The 22,526-nt window shown below is 34.0% G+C and carries 25 protein-coding genes; 11 read left to right on the forward strand and 14 right to left on the reverse strand.

Annotated elements, in window-relative coordinates:
• The first annotated feature begins 42 nt into the window (after window positions 1-42).
• Complete coding sequence (locus tag KBF89_05495) at window positions 43-279, forward strand: Lrp/AsnC ligand binding domain-containing protein (GenBank protein ID MBP9115782.1); 237 nt, start codon at window positions 43-45, stop codon at window positions 277-279.
• Between the two features lie 9 nt (window positions 280-288).
• Here the strand turns inward: KBF89_05495 and ilvA are convergent, their stop codons facing one another.
• The 9 genes from ilvA to KBF89_05540 all read right to left on the reverse strand — a co-directional run bounded on the left by ilvA (window position 289) and on the right by KBF89_05540 (window position 7,820).
• Window positions 289-1,797: a threonine ammonia-lyase, biosynthetic gene (gene ilvA, locus KBF89_05500; protein MBP9115783.1), complete on the reverse strand. Its 1,509-nt coding sequence runs from the start codon at window positions 1,795-1,797 to the stop codon at window positions 289-291.
• A gap of 15 nt (window positions 1,798-1,812) precedes the next feature.
• Window positions 1,813-2,184 (reverse strand): RidA family protein, encoded by a 372-nt coding sequence (locus KBF89_05505; GenBank protein ID MBP9115784.1) that lies wholly within the window; start codon window positions 2,182-2,184, stop codon window positions 1,813-1,815.
• 77 nt (window positions 2,185-2,261) lie between these two features.
• On the reverse strand, window positions 2,262-3,362 hold the full coding sequence (locus KBF89_05510) for a hypothetical protein (GenBank protein ID MBP9115785.1): 1,101 nt from the start codon (window positions 3,360-3,362) through the stop codon (window positions 2,262-2,264).
• 59 nt (window positions 3,363-3,421) lie between these two features.
• A complete protein-coding gene (locus KBF89_05515; GenBank protein MBP9115786.1) occupies window positions 3,422-4,840 on the reverse strand; it encodes a hypothetical protein in 1,419 nt (472 codons plus the stop codon).
• The gene (locus KBF89_05520) at window positions 4,833-5,609 is read right to left on the reverse strand and encodes an alpha/beta hydrolase (protein MBP9115787.1); all 777 of its coding nucleotides are present in this window, start codon (window positions 5,607-5,609) and stop codon (window positions 4,833-4,835) included. Before KBF89_05520 ends, KBF89_05515 begins: the two co-directional genes overlap by 8 nt.
• Window positions 5,610-5,613: 4 nt before the next feature.
• On the reverse strand, window positions 5,614-5,979 hold the full coding sequence (locus tag KBF89_05525; GenBank protein MBP9115788.1) for a hypothetical protein: 366 nt from the start codon (window positions 5,977-5,979) through the stop codon (window positions 5,614-5,616).
• 17 nt (window positions 5,980-5,996) lie between these two features.
• A complete protein-coding gene (locus KBF89_05530) occupies window positions 5,997-6,689 on the reverse strand; it encodes a PH domain-containing protein (protein MBP9115789.1) in 693 nt (230 codons plus the stop codon).
• A 56-nt stretch (window positions 6,690-6,745) separates the two neighbouring features.
• Window positions 6,746-7,270 carry a peptide deformylase gene (locus KBF89_05535; GenBank protein MBP9115790.1) on the reverse strand — a complete coding sequence of 175 codons (525 nt, stop codon included), beginning with the start codon at window positions 7,268-7,270 and terminating at the stop codon, window positions 6,746-6,748.
• 10 nt (window positions 7,271-7,280) lie between these two features.
• A complete protein-coding gene (locus KBF89_05540; protein ID MBP9115791.1) occupies window positions 7,281-7,820 on the reverse strand; it encodes a hypothetical protein in 540 nt (179 codons plus the stop codon).
• Between the two features lie 66 nt (window positions 7,821-7,886).
• Here KBF89_05540 and KBF89_05545 point away from each other — a divergent pair, with 66 nt between their 5' ends.
• Window positions 7,887-9,665, forward strand: a complete 1,779-nt coding sequence (locus tag KBF89_05545) for an ATP-dependent helicase (GenBank protein ID MBP9115792.1) — start codon at window positions 7,887-7,889, stop codon at window positions 9,663-9,665.
• Between the two features lie 94 nt (window positions 9,666-9,759).
• Window positions 9,760-10,086 (forward strand): hypothetical protein, encoded by a 327-nt coding sequence (locus KBF89_05550; GenBank protein MBP9115793.1) that lies wholly within the window; start codon window positions 9,760-9,762, stop codon window positions 10,084-10,086.
• A gap of 7 nt (window positions 10,087-10,093) precedes the next feature.
• Here KBF89_05550 and KBF89_05555 read toward each other — a convergent pair whose 3' ends face one another.
• Window positions 10,094-10,654, reverse strand: a complete 561-nt coding sequence (locus tag KBF89_05555; GenBank protein MBP9115794.1) for a thermonuclease family protein — start codon at window positions 10,652-10,654, stop codon at window positions 10,094-10,096.
• Between the two features lie 4 nt (window positions 10,655-10,658).
• Here KBF89_05555 and KBF89_05560 point away from each other — a divergent pair, with 4 nt between their 5' ends.
• Genes KBF89_05560 through xth form a run of 3 tightly spaced genes read left to right on the forward strand, consistent with a single transcriptional unit; the run spans window position 10,659 to window position 13,148 of the window.
• Window positions 10,659-11,159, forward strand: coding sequence for a hypothetical protein (locus KBF89_05560; GenBank protein MBP9115795.1), 501 nt, complete (start codon window positions 10,659-10,661; stop codon window positions 11,157-11,159).
• Window positions 11,160-11,163: 4 nt separating this feature from the next.
• A complete protein-coding gene (locus KBF89_05565) occupies window positions 11,164-12,357 on the forward strand; it encodes a 5-(carboxyamino)imidazole ribonucleotide synthase (protein ID MBP9115796.1) in 1,194 nt (397 codons plus the stop codon).
• The gene (gene xth, locus KBF89_05570) at window positions 12,354-13,148 is read left to right on the forward strand and encodes an exodeoxyribonuclease III (GenBank protein ID MBP9115797.1); all 795 of its coding nucleotides are present in this window, start codon (window positions 12,354-12,356) and stop codon (window positions 13,146-13,148) included. The genes KBF89_05565 and xth overlap by 4 nt, the downstream gene beginning before the upstream one ends.
• Here the strand turns inward: xth and KBF89_05575 are convergent.
• Window positions 13,116-13,628 (reverse strand): hypothetical protein, encoded by a 513-nt coding sequence (locus KBF89_05575; GenBank protein ID MBP9115798.1) that lies wholly within the window; start codon window positions 13,626-13,628, stop codon window positions 13,116-13,118. The two genes, xth and KBF89_05575, sit on opposite strands and share 33 nt — an antisense overlap.
• A 137-nt stretch (window positions 13,629-13,765) precedes the next feature.
• On the opposite strand from KBF89_05575, the gene KBF89_05580 reads away from it, so the two are divergent.
• A complete protein-coding gene (locus KBF89_05580) occupies window positions 13,766-15,607 on the forward strand; it encodes a hypothetical protein (GenBank protein ID MBP9115799.1) in 1,842 nt (613 codons plus the stop codon).
• Here KBF89_05580 and KBF89_05585 read toward each other — a convergent pair.
• Both KBF89_05585 and KBF89_05590 read right to left on the reverse strand, forming a co-directional pair.
• Complete coding sequence (locus tag KBF89_05585) at window positions 15,604-16,617, reverse strand: electron transfer flavoprotein subunit alpha/FixB family protein (GenBank protein ID MBP9115800.1); 1,014 nt, start codon at window positions 16,615-16,617, stop codon at window positions 15,604-15,606. The genes KBF89_05580 and KBF89_05585 overlap by 4 nt on opposite strands.
• Window positions 16,617-17,390 carry an electron transfer flavoprotein subunit beta/FixA family protein gene (locus tag KBF89_05590; protein MBP9115801.1) on the reverse strand — a complete coding sequence of 258 codons (774 nt, stop codon included), beginning with the start codon at window positions 17,388-17,390 and terminating at the stop codon, window positions 16,617-16,619. Before KBF89_05590 ends, KBF89_05585 begins: the two co-directional genes overlap by 1 nt.
• Before the next feature lie 187 nt (window positions 17,391-17,577).
• Here KBF89_05590 and KBF89_05595 point away from each other — a divergent pair, with 187 nt between their 5' ends.
• The 4 genes from KBF89_05595 to KBF89_05610 are packed head-to-tail and all read left to right on the forward strand — an operon-like array spanning window position 17,578 to window position 22,122.
• Window positions 17,578-19,929: an EAL domain-containing protein gene (locus KBF89_05595; GenBank protein ID MBP9115802.1), complete on the forward strand. Its 2,352-nt coding sequence runs from the start codon at window positions 17,578-17,580 to the stop codon at window positions 19,927-19,929.
• Window positions 19,930-19,940: 11 nt separating this feature from the next.
• Window positions 19,941-20,792, forward strand: a complete 852-nt coding sequence (locus KBF89_05600; protein MBP9115803.1) for an alpha/beta hydrolase — start codon at window positions 19,941-19,943, stop codon at window positions 20,790-20,792.
• Between the two features lie 20 nt (window positions 20,793-20,812).
• Window positions 20,813-21,592 carry a PD-(D/E)XK nuclease family protein gene (locus tag KBF89_05605; protein MBP9115804.1) on the forward strand — a complete coding sequence of 260 codons (780 nt, stop codon included), beginning with the start codon at window positions 20,813-20,815 and terminating at the stop codon, window positions 21,590-21,592.
• Entirely contained in the window at window positions 21,589-22,122 is a 534-nt protein-coding gene (locus KBF89_05610; protein MBP9115805.1) for a phosphatase PAP2 family protein, read from the forward strand. The genes KBF89_05605 and KBF89_05610 overlap by 4 nt, the downstream gene beginning before the upstream one ends.
• Here KBF89_05610 and KBF89_05615 read toward each other — a convergent pair.
• Window positions 22,119-22,466 (reverse strand): hypothetical protein, encoded by a 348-nt coding sequence (locus KBF89_05615; protein MBP9115806.1) that lies wholly within the window; start codon window positions 22,464-22,466, stop codon window positions 22,119-22,121. The genes KBF89_05610 and KBF89_05615 overlap by 4 nt on opposite strands.
• Between the last annotated feature and the right edge of the window lie 60 nt (window positions 22,467-22,526).

Here is a 22,526-nt window from a genome sequence, read left to right on the forward strand (position 1 = left end):
GATATCACTCAGGGTATTAATTAAAGTACTATAATTAATTTTATGACAGTAGCAGCTTATATTCTTATACAAGCCGAAGTTGGTTCTTCTTCTGATGTTGCTCAAGCAGCAAAAGATGTTAACGGAGTAGTTGCAGTTGATGCAATCACTGGACCTTATGATGTACTGGTTAAAGTGGAATCCAACAATATGGATGAACTGGGAAAAAAAATAGTAAGCGACATCCAAAAAATCCCTGGGATCACAAGAACATTAACTTGTCCTGTAGTTAATATCTAACATCGGGTTTTATAAAAAGGTTTTTACTGCCTTCGAACTTACTTCCTTATAATCATATTCTGTTGTATCTAATATAGCTTCGAGTTCAGATCTATTCTTTGCTTCAAATCCCATTAATACTTGGCCAGTATCTCCGCCTTGTCCTCGATAATGAAAAAGCGAAATATTAAATTTATTACCAATAGCGTCAAGAAACTCAGAAAGTGCGCCGGGACGTTCAGGAAAGTCGAATGAATAAATTTTTTCATCTTTAGTTATTTCTGATTTACCACCAATCATAAAGCGCACATGTTCTTTAGAATATTCATCTCCCGATAGATCACTATAACTAAATCCATATTTTTCTAATCGTGTTTTAATAAGTTCTCTATTTTTTGGTGTCGAGGTTATAAGGCCAATGAAGATATTTGCATTTTCTCTATCGGTCAATCTATATGAAAATTCTGAAATAGAAAAGCCATGTATGACCTTTTTATATAACGTTTTCAAAGCACCTGGCGTTTCAGGAATCTCGATAGCAAATAGAGATTCTACTTTTTCGCCGATCAATGTTCTTTCAGCGATGAATTGTAGTCTTTCAAAAGAAAGGTTTGCGCCTGAATTGATACAAACAACATTTAAATGTTTCTTTGAGTCTGGTTCTAAGAATTTCTTTTTTGAAAAATATTTAACAGCACCAGCTACAGCTAATGCTCCGGCAGGTTCACAAATATTTCTTGTTTCCTCAAAAATTGATTTTATTGCTGCACAAATCTTATCGTTGTTAACCTTAATTATTTCATCTACATGTTCTTTAACGATTCTAAATGTGTGTTCCCCTACTTGTTTTACAGCAACTCCATCTGCGAATATACCAACGTGTTCTAAAAGTAGTCGTTCATTAGCTTTGATCGATTTACCCATAGCATTTGAATCATCAGGCTCCACACCAATAACTTTAACTTTAGGATTAATTTTTTTTACAACTTGTAATATTCCTGCTAGTAAACCTCCACCACCAACTGGCACAAAAATATGTGTTACACCTGGTAGCTGGTCAAGAATTTCGTTAGCTATAGTCCCCTGTCCTGCTATAACTTCTAGATCATCGAATGGGTGTACAAAAGAAGCTCCAGTTTTTTTCATTATTTCTAGCGCTTTAGCATATGAATCTGAATAGCTGTCTCCAAAGAGCACTACATTTGCACCATAGCCACGAACTGCATCAACTTTTATGGATGGAGTGGTTTCTGGCATAACTATTGTCGCCTTGAGCTTTAATTTTTTTGCACTGTAAGCAACTCCTTGTGCATGATTTCCTGCACTAGCCGCCAATACACCATTCTTTTTTTCTTCATCGCTTAAAGATACAATCTTATTGTAAGCACCACGAATTTTAAAAGAATGTACTTCCTGGGTATCTTCTCTTTTTATAAACAAGTTTGTACCTATTTGTTTAGATAATTTTTCTGCTTTGTCTAAAGGACTTATGATAGCAACGTCATATACGACATCTAATGGATTAATTGATTTTGGCATTATATTCTTTTCGTTTTATATTGTAGCGATTGCTTCTATTTCAACGACAAGATCAATATCGCCCAATCTTGGCAATTCTTTGACAGCTATACAAGTCCTAGCTGGATAAGGCTCGTTTAGATAACTAGCATAAATTTCATTCATAGCGGCGTAATTACTCATATCGGTTAGATAAACGACGAATTTTACAACTTTAGCCAAAGAGGACCCATTGTTTTTTAAATGAAAATCTAAATTCTCCATACACTTTTTCGTTTGAGCTTCTATACCATTTTCGATAATAAGTGTTTCGGGATCTCTACCAACTTGTCCAGCTGTAAATAATAATTCACCTACTTTTCTAATAGGACTATATGGTAATGCTTTAGGTTTTGTTTGTTCTGACATATTTCCTCTTTCTAGCGTCTTTGATATTATAACTTACGAAAAAACGTTGGTTAAAACATACAAGACAAAATACATTTTTATTGAAGTTTTCCAGATATCGTTCCTGCTACACGTAAAGCAGAACCGTCTTCTGAATTTAACCATTGGTATGGTCGAACAGGTTGTTGCTCCGCTTCTTTAATTAGGTCTAATAATATCTCTGATCTATCGTAACCCTTTTCTTTCCAAAGGTATAAACCAAAAGCACCAGGAATAGGATTAATTTCAATTAATCGAATATCGTCTTTCCCGTCCCAGAAAAAATCTAAACGCGGTATCCCCGTAATAGGGTACCCTCTAGCTAATTTCTTCGAAAATTCTTCAATCCTTTGAGTTATTTCATTAGGAAGTTGTGCAGGGAGCTCGCACGGAGCAAAATCCATACCACCTCCACCTTGAAGATATTTTGTTTTATAATCATATATCTTTCCTTCTTCATTTAAAGGACGTGATATTGGCGTAACTTCTAGATCGGGATAAGTTCGAACAGATATAGTTAGATCAATCCAACCCGTCAAGAATGGTTGTATCACCATTCCAGCACGATTAGTCCCATTATTATATATAGCCTTTGCAGTTACAATATCTTCAACGCCGCTTTCAACACCGACAGATGAACCACCATAACGTGGTTTTACAATCCATGGAGCATTAAATGGTATATCTCGATCATATTGATTGAGCTCAATAGTTTCAATCCCAGGAATACCGAAAGCTTCACCAACTTTTGATGTTGCTAATTTATCCATCAGCACATTACTGACTTCATGACGCGGACCAGTTACTTTAATACCACAAATTTGCAGCATCGCACTTAAGGTACCCGCTTCGCCAGGGCCGCCATGGGTACAATTAAGCACAACATCAATATCTATTTTTTTCGATTTTAATTTTTTCCGCTCGACGAAACCTTCAGGGATTATAAAATCCAATGGGATAGATGTAGGTATTTCTGTTTTTAAAAATTCTTGTGCTTCAAGCTTAGGGTTTACACTTAGCCAAGTGCCTTGCTTCGTCCAATAGATAGACGTAATTTCATTTCCAGCATCTTGCAGTATTCTCCCCGCTTGGAGACCAGTTAATATAGAAATTTCATGTTCAGGTGAAGGTCCACCGAATATTAATGCAATATTTGTCATTGTAAAATTCTAGTTTATAGTACCCTTATCAACATCAATGTTTAACCATGTTTATAAAATTATGGATAATAAACAGGTAAATCATTCTCGTAAAGTACCCCATCGATTTCTTGAAGATTTTTGCGTACCCAGTCAACAGCGATTTGTCTATTCGCAAAAGACTTTACTTTACCATCAACATTTTGAGCCCCATTTATTAGCGATGAGCGATTAATAAAGTGTGTAACAATTAATGTTGCTCCACTTTTTGCTATTTCTTTACCTAATTCGTAATTTGATCTATTTTGAGCTTCACCTAGCTCAACTAACCCAGGTGTTACGACATATCTATTTCCAGATTTCACTTCACTAGATAGTTTTGCAATATTACTTTTTGCGCCCTCCAAATTAGAATTAAATGTATTATCAATAACGACATATCCTTGCTCTGACTTGCCGACTGTTGCACGATGCTCTGGAGTAGTTAAATTTAATAATTTTTCTTGGAGCTTATCCAAAGGTATCCCAAGTGCGATAACCGCTCCCAAGGCACAAGCGATATTGCCTTCGTGTAGCCCATTTGTAGTGGGTATTTTCGCTATTTCATTATGGTCCTTATCTGAGAATAGAATTTCATTTCCATCTTTAGATACCTCAACCTCTAGTTGAGGTTTACCTTTATATCCACAACGTATGATCTTTTTTTCACCTAAGTTTTTAGATAGATCATCTAGTCTTTCATCACTTACCCACAACACAACAGTATTTGCAGTTTGAGTGATTTCAGCCTTGGCTTGTAGGATATTTTCTACGGAGCCTATACGCTCTAAATGAGCATTTCCTATAGCTGTTATAATAGAAATCGAGGGTTTAACCCACTTAACTAGATTGGCTATTTCCCCTTTCTTATACATTCCCATTTCTGCAATAAAGATCTCGGTACCTTCATCGAGATACTCATTAACAGCTCTAGATATTCCACCTCTATTATTCCAACTTGCTGGTGTCGCTACTACTTGGCGTTTACCTAACAACAATTCTTTTAAATGATTCTTTGTCGATGTCTTTCCGTATGATCCTGTTATACCAACAACTACTGGAGAGATTTTTTCTAATTTTGTTTGTGCTCTTTTAACAAATTTATTTGAGAACTTACCTTCAATCGGCCGCATTATTAATGCGGTAAAATCTATTAATAGAAATTGAGTAACTATACACAAAGCTATAGAAAATATTGGATTTACTATAAATCCAATAAAAATAACCAATATAGTGTTTAAAGATAGTACAGCTAATGTAAGTCGGATGAATCTATTGGTAAATTTTGGTCTAAATGATTTTGAAAATATCGGAACAAAATAATAAATATGAATTAACCATCGAACTTTAAATTTTGAACAAGTACCTGCAATATAATGTTCTTTCTGCATCAAAGTTAGATATCTATATATGCTAATAATAAGATATGTAAATAAGATTATCCCGAGTGACTCAATCATCTACTAAAGCTTTCATCATAAGATCTATCTGGTCAATCAACGATTGTGGATTTTCAAGATGTACATCATGGCTAGAATCATCAACTAGTTGAACTCCCAAAGAATTTGAGACTAATTCTTCGCTATCATACGCTGTAATAAATGGGGCTGCAGTATCGTTTATCCCCCAAAGAAATGAAACAGGAAATTTAAATTGTTTTAATTCGTCTTGATATGACTCATTGATAATCTTTACTAAAGATTCGCGTAACAGCCCGCTTGCTTTCCTATAGTCAGCAGAACCATATTTTTTCTTGTTTTCCTCCATCTTCCTTTCAGAAATAACACCAATTCTATTTAATATTTTTGCGACCCTAAACAAAAGAGGGCTTTTCGTTTTAGAAGTATAACGTATTAGGGGGGCACCTATGAATATAATTCCCTTGACAATATCTACTCGCAATATTCCCAAGCACGCTGCAACTCTCCCACCTAAAGAGTGCCCGACAATGACTATGCCATTCCTAATCGAATCGCTAGGAAGTTCGTTAATAGCATTTGATATATCTTCAGCATAAACATGTGCATCATATACTTTTTCTAAATCTTGTGAAGAACCAAAACCTGGCAAATCAAACGCAACACAATTATAATCAGAAATAAATTTAGAAAAATCTGCTTTAGATCTTCCCCAACCATGTAGAAATATAATAAGCGGATAACCGATATGTTGGTTAGTAATATTCACTTCAGCAAATATTTTTCCATCTAAAAAACTTTTTAAAGCCATTGCGTTATAGAACTACCAAAATTGATCTAATCGACAATGCTGCTATGAATAATGCTGTAATTCCAAAAATTAAATATTTTTTCTTACCAAAGGATTTTGAATAAGCAAAAATCCCTCCAATAACCATCAATATAATAAACCCATAGAAATAGTGCATAGAAGGTGCTACATCATTAGTAAATAAGAGCAAAGAAATTCCTAAAAATGCTTGTATAACAAGTGCAACTCCACCGACATAGATAGGATACAGGAAGTATTTCTTTCGCTTAACAACATCTACTTTCATCCCTATAAGAGTCCATATTCCAGCAAAAACATTTAATGTTATGGCAGTGTATGCCCAATCGTGATGTATTTTTAGTAATCCCATTTTTTCCTTAATTTTATTTACATTTGATCTAAAAGATTTTGTCTTTTCTCTAGATACTCTGCTTCAGAAATAATATTCTGTTCTTTTAGTTGCGCAAGCTTTTCAATTTGTTCTGGAATAGATATTTGTCTACTACCTGCGGCCATTTGAGAAGCAATACCTTCTGAAGAATATCGAGCAGTTTTCTTAACATTTTCTTCCATAGAACGATATATTTCTTGTTGTACGGCGTCAGGGTGTCTTACATCTTTAAATGTAGATTGACCATCTTGACCTGCTGATTCAATTTCTAAAGTACCCGCACCAATCATGCGCTCAAACATTGTCTGTCCAAAGTTAATATTATTCACTCGTTCTAGAGGAATCTCAACACCGCGCTTAGCAATGATTCCATTACGAAAAATAATACGATCACTCGTCACAACAAAAAGTGTAAAGTGCCAGCCCAAGTATTGGAATGCAAAAAAGATAGCCCAAACAAGAAAGGCAAGCACCCATATTCTCCAAGCATATTGATCAATAGTAAAAAAAAGTGAATCTATACTTCCTGCAGCAGCACTCCTGCTTCCATCAGGAAAAAATTCTAAAGCTATGATAATCAAAAAAAGTATGAAAGCACCTAAAAAATATTTTGCGAAATACCACCAATGCGGTCGCAAATCCAAACATAGTTCTTCGTCATCATTTAATAAGTCTCTAGGATATGGCATAGTAATATCTTAGTTTCATTTTCGGACAAAATATGATTCTATGAAGAAAAGAAAGACTATTTTCGGTAGTTTTTCCTACTATAAATATCTCTTGAACTTTTCGCACAGTCTAATATTACTTTTCCGTTTAAATGATCAATCTCATGTTGGAATACACGCGATTCAAAACCGTCTAAATGAAATTGTATTTCCTGGCCAGTAACATTTTGTCCAGAAACTACAATATTTTCATATCGGGTAATATCAACTGTTAAATCTGGAACACTCATACAACCTTCTCGTCTCTTAATTAGACCATTAAATTTTACAATTCTTGGGTTAGTAACAACTACAAAACCATATTTAGATTCTTCTCGTTTATTTTTTGAGGAATCTGCTACAAAAACATTCAAATCACTACCAATTTGATTTGCTGCTAGACCTACACAATGATCGTACTCAGCCATTTTAGCTATTAGATTCTCTACCGTTTTTATAAACTCTAGGTTATTAAAATCAACTATAGTCACACCGGCTGTTGAAAGGCTAATATTAGGGTAAGCAACTATATCTATTAATGGATTTTTTATATACTCTGACATTAGGTAATAACTATAAATCGATTTCTTCAACTGTATTAAAGTCGATATAGCCTTCATAAGTATTTGAAAGGTTTTTTATTTCGTAAGATACTACTTCCTCACTTGAATGATAGACATCGACGTCTAAAAATATGGAAAATTTATCAGTATCATTGTCACGTAAAGTACGAAAATCTACGATGTTGGCTTTGTTGTCACTCAAAACTTTTGTTACTTGCGCCACTATTCCTACAGTATCATTTACGCTCATTTTCAAAACATATCGTGTAGTACCCTCTAATGAGTGATCATGTTCAGAATCCGATAATGTGATACTTGTCTCAGAAATATTTAACACAAAACCGTTTAGTTCTTCTTTCTTCTCAAGTTCAATAATAATATTAGGAACTTTAGAATCATCTATTTCTACAACCATTATCATCGCAAAGAAGCCCTGCAATAGGGTCATTGATGCATCTTCTATGTTTGCGCCAGACACTTTAAGGTAAGAAGTCAAAGCAGCTATCACTCCGGGTTCATCTCTTCCAAATACACTTATGCTCAACTTCATTAAATGATTATACATCTAAGATCATACAAAGTGACAAATATTTGAAAATAATACTAGTCTTGATGCATGAATTCGGTAGTTTCAACAATTGTTCGCGATATAGATACAGTTGAAATTTTTGGACTTACTTTAGATGAGCAACAGATAAATGCAGCAACTTCGCCTTCGTCAAGACTAGCGATAATTGCTTCTGCTGGATCTGGCAAAACAAGAGTTATAACTCAAAGAATAAAATACTTATGTGAAACTACAAATTTAAAACCTAACCAGGTCTTAGCCATTACATTTACGAGAAAAGCAGGTTTTGAATTAGCGAAACGTATACGCAGTGTTCTTGGTGATAATAATCGTCTACATCCTGTGGTTAGTACCTTGCATTCATTCGTAATGAATGAACTTATAGATTTTTATGGTGATAAAAAAATATCTGTTGATTCCATTATTGAATTTCCAGAGAAAATCATTGAAACTTTAAAAATAAAAAATTCGAAACAAATAGCGAAAGCGATTTCATGGTGTAAATCAAATCTAATTTTCCCGCAAAATTTAAATGATGAAATAATTACAAATATTCGGAAACATATCCGTATCAACCCAAGAGAATTCACATTAGAAAAATTCAAAAATGACTGGGAATTATATGAAAATTATTTGACAAAAAATCACAAATATTCACATGATGATTTATTGATCAAATATATACAACTACTTGAAGATCCATCATATTTAGAAACTAGACAATATTTATATCGTCATATTTTTGTAGATGAGTTTCAGGATTCCACCAGGACACATGTTGAAATATACCAACGACTTGTAGGCAATAAAATTAATATCAGTGTCGTTGGCGACCCAGATCAATCAATTTTTTCATTTGCAGGCTCTAGTGAAAAATATTTAAATGATTTTTCTAATTATTTTCCTGGTGCAACAATAGAATTTTTAACTACGAACTACAGATCTACTAAAGCTAATGTAGAAGTAGCACGATCCGTTTTAGGTAACACTGGAAAATCTCGTAAGATTACGACGCCAAGACAGAGTACAATTTTGCCAAAGGTTCACTTATTTTCTGATGAACTCGCAGAAGCTCAAAGTGCTATGAGTATCCTCATGTCTGCGCATGCAAATGGTACACCTTTTTCTGATATGGCGATACTTGTTAGAACTAATAAGCAAAAAGATCTCTTTATAAAATCAGCAAACAGTTTAGGTATTGCATTCCATAGAGGTAGAAGGATTGAGCTCAATGAAACTGCAAGTGAAATTTTCGATACAATAAAAACACTTCGACGTAAACGAAAATGGAAATCGGTTTATGATGCACTTGATGATATCACTTCAATAGAAAATGAAGATGCCGGCAAAAAGGAAACTTATAAGCAACTTCGAAATGCAGCTCGGGAATACATGGATTTATTTTCTTTTGATCGCCAAGGTGATGTAAATGGGTTTTTTGAATATTTGGAATTTTCTATAACAGGCGCAAAAGATTCCAAAGATGGTTTTTCGCTACTAACTTTTCATCAGGCCAAGGGCTTAGAATTCCACACTTGTATAGTATCTGGTTTTGAAAAAGGGCTAGTTCCTCTATATTCTGATCGCATCAGAAAAACTGAAGAATCACGTTTAGCATATGTTGCATTATCTCGAGCTAGTGACGAATTACACATAACTCGGGTCAAAGTACGCACACTTTTTGACCGTATTTGTGTACAAAGCGACTCCGAATATTTACAATTAATAGAGGAGCATATAGCCGATATAGACCTAAGACAAGACTTTTTCACGGCAAAAGACGCCCTCAAACGAATCGCAGATATTCGTACGAAACACTTAGAGTAACTATTAAAATCTTTCATTGACACATTTTAAGTTATAGATAATCATAGGGGGTAAGACGAGTTTAAAGCTCATAAACGTTAAGGAGACCAGAACATTGAGAAATCCATTAGATACCATAGATGAAAAAGACGAATCTTGGGTTTATGCTGATGCGCAAACTTTAACTGATCTAAATACTCACGATATAGAAGATCCTTATGATGATATTGATTTATTAGAATTAAAAGCTGATCCTAGGTTTTTTTCACTTTTAAATAGCGAAGAATACTCAATTTTGGATCGTAGATTTGGTCTAAGTTCAGAACCAGAGTCAATGAAAGACATCGCAAGAGACATGGGACTTACCCGGAATCAAGCAAAAGAGATTTTGGGTTGTGCCCTTGCTAAGCTAAAAGAAAAATTACTAAGTGAAGTTGATTAATAAAGTCTCAACAAGCTCCCCACATACCAACTTTATTTTTTTCTGCTTCTAACTCTAGCTTTAACAAATTAAAAGAATATTTTTTATTCGGCGCTATAGTCAAGGTTCTAGCGTAACCATTTTTTACGAGCACATCATTGAACCTGACACCATCTAAATATACGAAAGCTAATGTTCTACCATATTTATCATACTTTTCAATATCGTATTCTAATTCAATCCTTTTATTTGTTAGCTTCTTAGTTGTGAATTCAGAAGCTTGTGGGCCGTAACAACCTACTGGTTTTGTTGGATGATGAGTTTCAGGAGTATCTATACCTAAAAGTCGAACCTTGATTATTTGATCATCCTCTAATTGAACACTAATGGTATCTCCATCAGCGATTGATATAACTTTTGCATTAACTCTTGACGATAAAGCACCAGTTTGAAATCCGCTGTAAAGCGCAATAAGGGTTGCAACCAAAATTATTAACAAAAGTGGTACAGAAAGTTTAGTTTTGGGTGAATATTTTCGGTAACCTGTATGTATGCGTCGTCGTTTATTAATCATATCTGTTCTGGTCATAGTTGTGCTTTCGATTTTTATAATATCAGGTTGTAGTGAACTTTCAAAGAGTGAAACTCAAACAACAAAGAAATTTGAAAGAATATTGCCACAATTGCAAAAAAGATACACAAAACTTTTCGATGCCCTAAATTTGGCGGTGGAGATTGGCGGCCAAAGAGACATCACGAAAGATGGATTGAAGTCATATAGCGAATATTTAGATGCTGTTAAAAAAAAGAATACGTCTAAACAATTAGATTCTGCAATCGATCTAGAGGATATAATTGGTCGCCTTCGAGCCAATGCATCAAGCGTTGGCTCTGTTAAGTTATCTGGATCACAAGAGCTAAAAGATGCTATTGGACTTATTGATAAAGAAACCATTGCTAAAGACGTCAAAGATAAATATACTAAAGCTTCAAAATCGTATGAAGAAAAAAGGACTTCCTGGAGATACTTACTTTCAGCAACGATATGTGGCTATTCTTCTCAAAAGATTTTAGAATTTTCGGAACCATCATAAACTTATGTCTACAAAAAAAACTTCGGATGAAATTAATAAAATTGGTATTTTAGGTGGTGGACAACTGGCAAAGATGCTTGCCGAATCTTGCGCAGGCGAAGATTTGTCTTTTATATCAGCCGATGTGGCTGGTTCTTGCGCATTTAAAGTAACAAAACCGTTTACAAAAGATTTGTCTTTAGGTGAAAATTTAGATGAGTTTTGCGAACTAGTAGATGTTGTCACATTTGATTCAGAACATTTAGGTGTTGAATTCGCTAATGGTATTATCAAGAGAGAACTTGATGTATTTCCCGATTATAGATTTGTACAACTAAGTGGCGATCGTTTCAAAGAGAAAACAGAATTAAATAGACTGGGAATCTCGACTGCCCCGTTTATCAAGATAGATAAAAACTTAAATTCCGATGAAATTTCAAAACTAATAATCAATACTCTTTCATCAAAAAATCTATCTGATTCAGGTATCGTAATAAAAACACGACATGGTGGTTATGATGGAAAGGGACAATGGGTTTTAAAAAATGGTATTCTCGATTCAGAAATAAAAAACCTAGCTATTGAACTTAGCAAATTAAATTCTAACCCTGGATTGATAATAGAAGGTCTAATCAATTTTGGTTTTGAATGTTCCATAATCGCATCTCGTTCTTTAAATGGAGAATTTATTACTTGGCCTTTGATTCATAATATCCATAAAGATTCAATATTAGATATTTCACGATGCCCAATTAATAAAGAAACTCTCAATTATGCTGACGAAAAGAATGCACAAAAAATAGTAAAAACTATTTGCGAAGAACACAATTATGTTGGAACTATATGTGTAGAGCTATTTTGTACAGATACTGGCTTAATAGTTAACGAGATAGCACCACGTGTTCATAATAGTGGCCATTTAACGATAGAGGGTTCTGTTACTAGTCAATTCAAGAATCATATAAACGCAATTAGAGGTCAAGAATTAGGGCCTAGTGACATAATAGGTAGTTGCGCAATGATAAATATTGTTGGCTATAGACCCAATGACGAAGCCTTAAATTATTTCGAAGAAACGAAATGTGTTTATTTTCATTGGTATAACAAAGAAGTTCGTCCTAAGAGAAAAGTCGGACATATAACAATCGTTGCAGAAAACGATTTAGAACTTGAATCAAAAATTGATCATATCAATATGTTGCTTGGTATAAGAAATTGAAAATCGCTTCTTGGAATGTTAATTCACTTCGTGCAAGATTTGAGCGTGTAAAAGAATTTTTAGAACTAAATGATGATATTGATGTTTTATTATTACAAGAAACAAAGTGTCAAGATAAGAACTTTCCTGAATTCGATATTCGAATATTGGGTTATGACGTTGCCCATTACGGCCTAAGTCAATATAACGGTGTTTGTATTATTTCCAAGGAAGACTTAATTGACGTGAAAATTGGTTTAAATACTACTGAGGATCCATATATTAATGACGGCAGGATAATTTCAGCTACTGTCAATGGGATCACAATAGTGAGTGTATATTGCCCCAACGGACGAGATATAGATAGCGAACATTATGAGATGAAGCTTAAATGGTTTGATCTATTAAAAGTAGAACTACAAAAACTTTTAATAGAAAATGAAAAAGTTATTGTAATGGGTGATTTTAATATTGTTCCAACGGATGCTGATGTTTATGATATTTCGAAAATTACTATGACAACTCATGTTACAAAAAAAGAGCGTGAAAAATTATCTGCTATTTTAGAACTTGGTTTTATTGATTCGTATAGATGCCTATACCCAAAAGGCGAAGGATTCACCTATTGGGATTATCGTAATGGTGATTTTAATAATAACCGAGGTTTACGCATAGATCTTGGGTTAATTTCAAATACTCTAGTTAATCGGCTAAAAGACGTATCTGTTAGCCGAGAGTCGCGCATTGGCGACTCTCCTTCTGATCATGCTTGTATTATTTTAGAGTGTGATTCCAGTTATACTAAAACTTGAAAAACTACCAGGACGACTATGAATGGGTGTGGTGCCAGGTTGGGCAACTGAACCAACTAATGTTAATGGTTCAAGTACGTCTAATCGTTCTACTAAGTTCCCGATTGTCGCCTTCTGCGCCTTAGTAGTTTTAAACTCACCGCTTTTAAGTATCTCTTTAAGTTCTTTTCTCACCGAGTTAATAGCTATTTTACCAGCAATGCTCTCAGGATTTCTTAAAGCATTTTGCATCACTTTTGATATATCTCTTAATCGTGCTATCAGTGCATTATTTCTCTTAACATTTTCATATAATATTGTTATTGCACTATAGATAGCATTAACTTCTCTCAATCTATTTTTTATTAATGCCTGAGAGTCCGATGATCTAACAGGTCTAACAACTGTTAATCCTGGAACATTCCGTGGAGAGCTTCCAAAATTATCAGCTCTTGTTTTAACGGGTTTTGCTACTATTGTATCTGGTTCTTCTGAAGCCATAATTTACCTTTCGACATTTAATCCTATTTACACACTATAGCTAGGATGAGGCTTATATTCTAATATGTACGCATGGCGTAGCGCAATTCGACTAAACTAGAGCGATAAGTAATCAAGCGGCCCAAGGATGATCCGAATTGCAAGAACTAGCAAATGAATCAATATTAAGAGCAATTCTCCATTCATTACCCAATGCCGTTATAGCCCTTAACGATTCCGACATTATATTAGTTTCCAACAGTGGTGCATCAAAGCTGTTACAGACGAAAAGAGATCACTTAGAGGGTGGTTCAATATACCGATACCTACAACCCGGTGAAAATATTTCCAATACTGCGAATACCGTAATTTTTAATACAAGCAATGGCAATATTTCCCTGACATGCATCTCAAAAGAAATCCAAGTTGATGATGAATCTATAAAAGTAATACTTTTAAAAGAACCCACAAATGAAACTAGCACCCTACTTAATACAGTTAAAGAATTTTCTAACAGTGATTTAGATCCATATCAAAAGCTATGCGATATTTTAATAGAAGAAAAAATAGCTGCTGACTGCCAAATAGTCGCAGTAAATGGAAAGTCAGCTGAAACAATTGCTTGGGCATCATCGAATCCTTCGAGTTCTAGTGGAATAAATTCTTCTACTCCTACAATTGAAATAAGTATTGATTCTGAAGATAAACAAAAAATTCAATTAGTGATTGTGCCATCTTCAACTCATGGACTTAATAAAAATGATTTAGACCTAATAGACCTATTCAAATCGCTAATACACTTAAAAGTAAATAATGATGAAACGTCATCCGATGCAAGTGGTTCGGAAGCTGCATTAGCACTAGCACTTAAATCTGGTGCAATGGGTTTATGTTTTTTTGATTTAAATTCACAAGACTGCTATCTATCAGATCGACTTGCAAATTGGAGCGGTTTGAACCCAGAGAAATTTGATGGAAAACTCATATCTTGGTTACAAACATTTATCCCCGAAGATACAAATAGGGTCACAGAATTATTTTCTAAGCTACAAGACCAGACTAGTTTTCGAACACTAGTAAATCTAAAATCTTTAGAAGATGGTGATAAGCGATTAGAAATTTCTGGTAGGCCAATTAATGAATCTGATAAAAACCAATGGGTAGCAATCATTAAAGATTATAAAGATGAAAATGAAGTTGAAGCTGCATGGAAAACCAGAATAGCAATGGAAGAAGCAGCGCGAATTGAAGCAGAGAATTCATTAGTTGAATTTGAAAATGTTTTGCACGACACTCTCCTACCTACAACTAGCGATGTAACTATTGTCCATTCTCGCCAAGATGCAGGTACATTCCATATCGTGCGACCCATAAATGAATCAACTTCACTTTATGGTGTTGGCGCAATAACAACAAATAGTCGAACCCAAGCCGTAGTTGGAGCTGCAATAGTTGCAACCATTGCAGATGTGCTTGCATCAAAAACTCAAAACGTAGAAGAATACGTTAAATTAATTCGAGATCATGCCCGTGCACGAGACATTGAAACTTCTATGTCAGCTGTACTAGTCACGAATGAAACAATTCATTCTGCAAGTATTGGTGGAGCGAGTGTATATATTTCAGGTAAACAATTTAGTGGTACCTTAAAAGTTACTGCTAATACGGCAATTTCATTAAGTAGTCACAGTGAAGCAAGTCCAGATTCTGTCGAAGTCGCAGCAAACGGCCGACCTTGGAAGATAATGACTAGCGTAATCGAGACTTTAAGCCACATAGAAACTAATAATGATTTAAATGAAAATATTATTTCGCTTGATGATGAATATTCTGGTGCTTATAAAAGCCCGATCATTAAACCAATAATATCTGTAAGTGAAGCAAATACCAAAGGTTATGACAAAGATGATGAGGATGCAGAAAAAGAAGATTTAAATATATCTTTACCTGCAAATGAAAACGTAAGAGCGTTTCGTTCAGGTACTATTACACCTTCTTAGCTCTTTTTGGCTTTAATCGCATCTATAAGCTTGGGCAAAAAAGTATTTACGTCAGAAACAATTGCAATATCAGAGATTGAAAATACGGGTGCATCAATATCTGTGTTTATAGCAATTATTTTCTTCGAACCTTTCATACCAACTTGATGCTGTGTTGCCCCAGAAATACCACAAGCAAAATAGACATCTGGTTTTACGGTTTTACCTGTTTGTCCAACTTGTTTAGAGTATGGTACCCATCCAGCATCCACTATAGCCCTCGTTGCTCCTGTCGCGCCCTGTAACAGATCAGCTAAAGCGCCAACTAGCTTTGTATAGTTCTCAGCAGATCCCATCCCTCGTCCACCAGATACAACGACCTTTGCATCTTCAAGCAAAATTCCTTCAGCTTCAGAATTGTCCTGAGAAATAACTTTTGTTATTTGACTATCATCAATCAAACTAGTTCCTGATGTATTAGCCACTTCACAATTTATACCATCAGATTTTTCGGCAGTACACGATTTTGGTCTTAATAAAACAATTGCAACTTTCGAATTGTTCAATCTAGCTTTCACAATTTTGGTACCACCAAAAACCATGTGTGTTGTTACAATGCCACCATCGTCTATCTCAATATTATTTGCATTTGCTAAAACACTACAGTCTATTGCTACGCTAAGACATGCAGCAATGTCTCTTGAAGTATATGTTTGGGAGCCAAGGACTGTAACAAACTTATTAGCATCAACTAATGCTTGACTCTTTTTAGAAATAGCTCTACCGGTACCTGAACCAACTAGTTGATCAGCATTATCTACAAACTCAACACTAGTAACTCCATATTCCGATAGTGTTTCTGCACATCTAGATTGGTCTAGTCCTTTATTGAATATATTTGTACCTAAAACTACATGCACTTCTGAACTGAGCTTATGACCCAAAGTGACATTTTCTAATGTTGATGTTGCTATATTCTGTTCAGAATCAAATTCACCAATGACGATTATTATGTTATTGGACTTATCCATTATAAAGCTCCTTGTGATTCTAATAGGTCAATAATTTTGCCAACACCTATTTCTTCGTCTTCGATTTTTTCTCCTGCACTTCTTACCTCGCTTGGCTCCATTTCGAAAACATTTTGATTATCTATATTTAGTTCGGTGAGATCTATCCCTAAATCGGCGAGATCATAGAATTCTATAGGTTTAGATTTTGCGGCCATTATACCTTTGAAGTTAGGGTATCTTGGTTCAACACAACCCGCAGTTACGCTTACTATTGCCGGAAGTTTCGCAGAAACGATATCAATTCCTAATTCAGTCTGTCGATTAATTTTGATTACCCCATCGACAATTTCTACACTGGTTGCAAAACTTAAAACGCTAATTTTACGAAGCTCACCAATTTGTGCTGGCAATAAACCTGTATAACCGTCACTACTTTCTGTACCAGCAATTATTAGTTCAATATTTTCTAATTTCGAAATTGCAGCATTTAACACTTTCGCTGTTGCCAAACTATGACTACCGGAAAGTTGTATATCAGAAATCACAATTGCATTATCTGCACCCATTGCGAGTGCATTCTTTATTCCAACTACCTCACTATTAGGTGCCATCGAGATAAGACTTACCTGACCCGACCCAACAGAATCTCTTAGCTGTAGAGCAAGTTCCACTCCATATAAATCTGCTTCGTCTATTGTTATTTTTCCTTCTCTATTAAACCTAAAATCACTATTTAGATTGCCGACGACACTCTGATCCGGAATTTGTTTAACGAAAACTGCAATATTCATTTTTTCCTTTTTTAAAATTATTAGCAACATACATGGTAGTAGAAACCTTTGCCCCATTTGGCCGTTTAAGGCTAGCCTATTATTCACAAGTTAAAACAATAATCAAAATATCTTGTGAGATTATTAAGAAATCTCTTTATTATTTATATTACTTATGGTTAACTTATATTGTTGGGAAGGGATGATCATGGGGGTGCCTATTGAAGATGGCTCTATTAGTTCTGAGAATTTTTGCTTACCAGATAATTTACACGTTTTAAATTCTTACGAAAAAACTGTAAATTTAAATGAAGAAGATGAAACTAAGCCACCTCAAGATAGATATTTAGAAACAAAAGATTTTAGAATTCGTGCACTTGATTTAGTTCATAAGTTAAGCAATGAAATATATGGTAGTTATTTGTCTGGTACTTTAATGCAAGAAGTATGTGAAATAATTACAAGTTCATTTCCTATAACATTTGCGTCTATTGAGAGATATGACGATCAAAACAATGTGATATTTAGTGCATTAAGTATTGATCAAAACCTTGAATTGATTCCTGAACCACGTGCGCTTTTGAAATTAGAAGATACATTATCTGGTGAAGTCATTAGAAGAAACTCTACATTGATATTTAGTAATAGAAATAAAGATGAAATGAATATTTGTCCTTCTATGTGTCAACCAATGCGGATAAAACATTATATTGGAATTCCGATTATATCTAGCGGAAAGACAATAGGCGTATTCTCTATAGCTTCTATAAGAAACATCACAATTGATAAAGAAACAATTACGTGGGCTGAAACTATCGCACATCATTTATGCTCAATTTATGCACGTGAAGAAATACTCAAAAAAGTAAATAATAATGAAAAAATCGCATATCAAATGTTAGAAGCGATTAGCGCTCCAACAATAATGTGCGACAATTCAGGTAATATTTTATTTGCAAATGATCGATTTAAAATGTCTGTGAATAAATACTTAAAAGGGAAATCCAGGGGTAAGACAATACATAATATCCTACATAGATTTAAAGAAATCGATATCTCAGGTGTTAATGAAAGACTATTTTACGAAATGTTCACCGAGCTAACTATCGGCAATAAGACACAAGTGAGTTTTGATATATTAATAGCAAGAGGCTCAAATAGAAAATGGTTTTTAGTCAATTTGTCAAAAGTTTCAAATCAAGAAGCAGTAATTATTATGTTTTACGACATAACAAAAACTAAACACATTGAAGAAAAACTTGAACATGAAATTTTACATGATCCAACTTCTGGTCTCGCTAATAGAGTCTTATTTCACGAGAATTTAAATATAGCCTTGGAATATAGTTTTGAGAAACAGATACCAATATGCATATTTTCAATTGATGTAGGTAGATATGGCTTCATAGTTGAATCATTAGGACATGATGCCGCTGACGAAGTTATGTGTGATGCAGCAAAAAGAATTAAATTAAACACAAATGTCGATGATCTCGTAGCGCGAGTTGGTTCGTCGGAGTTTGCAATATTATTTAAAAATATCAACAATCCTAATCAAGCACAGATTATGGCTAAAGAATTAGTAGACACACTTAATGCTCCTTTTGATATATCCCATCAAGATATATTGTTAAAACCCTCAATAGGAATTACTGTCACAAATATAAGTAAATATTTAAATGCAGATATTGTTTTACACGATGCACATTCAGCAATGACTTTATGTAGGGATACAGCAAAACAATCCTATGCTTTTGCCAGCCTAAAAGGTTCAGCATTTGCAATAAAGAAATTAAAAAGAGAAAAAGAGTTATCTAAGGCAATTTTAAATTCACAAATCAATCCTTTTTATCAAACGGAAATTGATTTAAATAGTGATCGGATTATTGGTGCTGAATCTCTAGCACGTTGGCATCACCCTCACCATGGCATATTGGCACCAAAGCACTTCATCGATTTAGCGGAAGAGACAAATCTTATTGGACCACTTTTTGAAAGTATGTTTACTCAAGTACTAAAGGATTTAATTACCTTATATGACAATGGTCACAATATCACAATATGGACAAACATTTCAGCAAATCAATTCCAAACACATAATATCGCAGAAATTATCAGCGGATTAATAAAATCTTTAGATGCACCTATTGATCTGATAGGTATAGAAATAACTGAAACAGCATTGATGAAAGATCTTAAATCTGCAAGTGTTGAATTTACAGAATTAAAAAAATTGGGCATTCAAATAGCTCTTGACGATTTTGGTACTGGATACTCTTCGCTGTCACATCTTGCACAATTCCCAGTTGATCTATTAAAAATTGATCAATCATTTGTTGCTAATATGATTACTAATAAATCTTCAGCCGAAATAGTTTCAGCAGTAATTGGACTTGCACATGGGATGCAAATAAAAACTTTGGCAGAAGGTATTGAGACTATTTCACAACTAGAAATATTGCGTGATATCGGCTGTGACTTTGGTCAAGGATATTATTATAAAAGACCAATAGATTTTATTTCGTTTCAAAATCATATTGAAAACAAAATAAACAATTAAACTACTATATTGTGATTTCCAATAAATATAAAATATATTCTGATATTGAACTCAGCATTACACACTTTACTCCCCATGCAAACAAAAATGTTCCTACAGTTATTTGTATTCATCCGACTGGATTTGTTTCAGATATGTATGCTTCTCTTGCTGCTCATCTTAGGAATATAAATATCTTTAGTTTAGATTTGAGAAGCCATGGTAATAGCCAGCAAGGAAATGTTAAAGATTGGTCTCACTTAGGCAATGATTTATTTGCTGTATTCGATTTTTTAAAAAGATTCACAAATCAAAACAAATTTTTTGGTGTAGGTATATCTTCAGGTTCAAGTTCATTGGCGATGCATGCTGCTAAATATCCTAATGATTTTCATGGTTTGTATTTATGTGAACCTATAATATTTCCGCCTGACACAGAATTAAAAAATAGAGAATTCTTAGCGCTAAGTGCAAGAAACCGCAGAGATACCTTTAAAAATAGTTTAGAAGTATATGAACGATTTTCATCTCGTGGTGTATTTTCTACATTAGATAGATCCACTTTGGCACTTTACTCAAAGTATGGATTTAAAAAGAACGATTCAGGAATAACACTAAAGTGTAAAAAAGAAGACGAAGAATCAATATATAATTCTGGCACTTCTAACGATGTGTGGCGGAAATTGAAATCAATAACTGCTAGAACCATTATCGTATATGGCGAAAAATCCAACACAATGAACAAAAAACAAGCTACAGAAATCGCAGCTCAGATCCCTAATTCAAAAATAGAAATGCTTAAAAACGTGGGACACTTTACACTATTCGAAAATCCCACTCTAGGAGCAGAATCTATAGAGCGTTTCATCCGATCAACAAGTTAAAAACAAGATAAGATCTAATTGTGCTATTAGAAACACCAAAGAGCTATTCCCCATCATCGTTGTCACAATTTACTTCATGCCCTCTAGCATTTAGATATTCATATATTGAGAGACGAGAGAGAAAGCCACAATATGCTGCAACTAAAGGCTCAATAATTCATAGAGCATTAGAATTATTATTTGAAAATGATCCAGAGCAAAGAGATCATGTTCAAGCAAAACGTAGCTTAGAAATGGCATTTAAAGAATACGAATCAATTTCTGATCTTGTAGATTTAAATTTATCTGAAAATGAGCTAAAGGAATTAATTAATTCGAGCTCACTTTTAATTGATAAATATTTTCAAATCGAAAACCCCAAAAGAACTAACACTATTGGCCTAGAATTAAAACTTGAGGCAGAAATTGATGGGATAACTTTAAGAGGTATCATCGACAGACTTGATATTGATGATAATGGCGATCTTATAGTAATAGATTATAAAACTGGTTCTGTCCCATATAAACAAATGGAAAATTCGAAAATGGATTCGATGCATATATATTCACTTTTATGCCTCGAGAACTTTGGAAAGTTGCCTGCGCAAATACAACTCATCTATTTATCAAAACCTGTAATAATTTTAGGAACACCTTCTGAACATTCGATTAAATCAATTGCAAATAAATCTAAAGCAATAGCTACAGCTGTAAAAATAGCAGTAGATAATGTCGATTTCCGACCGAAAGTTTCAAGACTATGTGATTGGTGTAGCTTTCAAGAACTATGTCCTGCAAAAGGTGGCATGATACCCAAATGAATGTATTAACGAAATTAGATCATTTTGGTGATAAGAAACTTACGATAAAGAGAACATCTTCAAGAGATGCTTTCTGGTTCAGACTTTCAAAATTTGCTGATCATTCAGCTATTTGGATAGTTATAGGGATAATAAAATACTTATTTGATTGGAACCTTAGAAATTTTTTAATTTTTATAAGTGTTATGTTGATTGAATCAGGATTGACAAATGGTCCAATAAAATTCATATTTAGAAAAAAGCGCCCCTATGAAAATGAAAATAGTTTCCTTAAAGGCGAAAAATTACCTTACGGTATGAGGATGCCTATTACTTCATCTTTTCCATCGGGACATGCAACAAGTGCAATGTGTGCAACAATTGTTCTATGTTCAAATCTTAACTTACTTTATATTTGTCTTATACCTCTTGCATTATTAGTTGGCTATTCGAGAATATATACTCGAATGCATCATTTAAGTGATATTCTTTTTGGTTTTCTACTAGGTATAATCTACGGTCTTATTGTTATCATTCTGTTTTTAAATTAACGTCGTATTCTTTTTTCACCAGTCGCAATTGACCATTCCGCAAATAACGGATCAAGCCATAAGTTATGAATACAATCATTTTCTTCCCAAATATATAAATGAATACTTGATGCGTTTTCTAAGAAATCAATTATTGCGTTAATTAGCTCGGACTCTGAGTTAGTCTCATTGATCGATTCAATCATTCGAGCAAACGGTTCATATGCCACTACACAACTATTACAATATATGCACGATGAAACTCTAGGTTCGATCGTGGTAACAAATCTATTAAATAAATCAGAAGCAAAGTCATCACTCAAAATAATTTCTGCATGTGAAGAATCGAAAATCTTGATTGTCATGCTAGATAGGATATCACTAACAAAATCAACAAAAGTGTATTATTACCTCATTTGACACTT

The organism is Acidimicrobiia bacterium, assembly GCA_018057765.1.
Classification (GTDB): Bacteria; Actinomycetota; Acidimicrobiia; order IMCC26256; family JAGPDB01; genus JAGPDB01.

Excerpts from the sequence above, each read along its gene's own strand:
- KBF89_05565 (MBP9115796.1), top strand. The coding sequence starts at position 11,164 with ATGTCTACAAAAAAAACTTCGGATGAAATTAATAAAATTGGTATTTTA.
- KBF89_05585 (MBP9115800.1), bottom strand. The coding sequence starts at position 16,617 with ATGGATAAGTCCAATAACATAATAATCGTCATTGGTGAATTTGATTCT.
- KBF89_05505 (MBP9115784.1), bottom strand. The coding sequence starts at position 2,184 with ATGTCAGAACAAACAAAACCTAAAGCATTACCATATAGTCCTATTAGA.
- KBF89_05575 (MBP9115798.1), bottom strand. The coding sequence starts at position 13,628 with ATGGCTTCAGAAGAACCAGATACAATAGTAGCAAAACCCGTTAAAACA.
- KBF89_05540 (MBP9115791.1), bottom strand. The coding sequence starts at position 7,820 with ATGAAGTTGAGCATAAGTGTATTTGGAAGAGATGAACCCGGAGTGATA.
- KBF89_05510 (MBP9115785.1), bottom strand. The coding sequence starts at position 3,362 with ATGACAAATATTGCATTAATATTCGGTGGACCTTCACCTGAACATGAA.
- KBF89_05530 (MBP9115789.1), bottom strand. The coding sequence starts at position 6,689 with ATGCCATATCCTAGAGACTTATTAAATGATGACGAAGAACTATGTTTG.
- KBF89_05515 (MBP9115786.1), bottom strand. The coding sequence starts at position 4,840 with ATGATTGAGTCACTCGGGATAATCTTATTTACATATCTTATTATTAGC.
- KBF89_05535 (MBP9115790.1), bottom strand. The coding sequence starts at position 7,270 with ATGTCAGAGTATATAAAAAATCCATTAATAGATATAGTTGCTTACCCT.
- KBF89_05590 (MBP9115801.1), bottom strand. The coding sequence starts at position 17,390 with ATGAATATTGCAGTTTTCGTTAAACAAATTCCGGATCAGAGTGTCGTC.
- KBF89_05555 (MBP9115794.1), bottom strand. The coding sequence starts at position 10,654 with ATGACCAGAACAGATATGATTAATAAACGACGACGCATACATACAGGT.
- KBF89_05610 (MBP9115805.1), top strand. The coding sequence starts at position 21,589 with ATGAATGTATTAACGAAATTAGATCATTTTGGTGATAAGAAACTTACG.
- ilvA (MBP9115783.1), bottom strand. The coding sequence starts at position 1,797 with ATGCCAAAATCAATTAATCCATTAGATGTCGTATATGACGTTGCTATC.
- KBF89_05615 (MBP9115806.1), bottom strand. The coding sequence starts at position 22,466 with ATGACAATCAAGATTTTCGATTCTTCACATGCAGAAATTATTTTGAGT.
- KBF89_05520 (MBP9115787.1), bottom strand. The coding sequence starts at position 5,609 with ATGGCTTTAAAAAGTTTTTTAGATGGAAAAATATTTGCTGAAGTGAAT.
- KBF89_05495 (MBP9115782.1), top strand. The coding sequence starts at position 43 with ATGACAGTAGCAGCTTATATTCTTATACAAGCCGAAGTTGGTTCTTCT.
- KBF89_05595 (MBP9115802.1), top strand. The coding sequence starts at position 17,578 with ATGGGGGTGCCTATTGAAGATGGCTCTATTAGTTCTGAGAATTTTTGC.
- KBF89_05545 (MBP9115792.1), top strand. The coding sequence starts at position 7,887 with ATGAATTCGGTAGTTTCAACAATTGTTCGCGATATAGATACAGTTGAA.
- KBF89_05525 (MBP9115788.1), bottom strand. The coding sequence starts at position 5,979 with ATGGGATTACTAAAAATACATCACGATTGGGCATACACTGCCATAACA.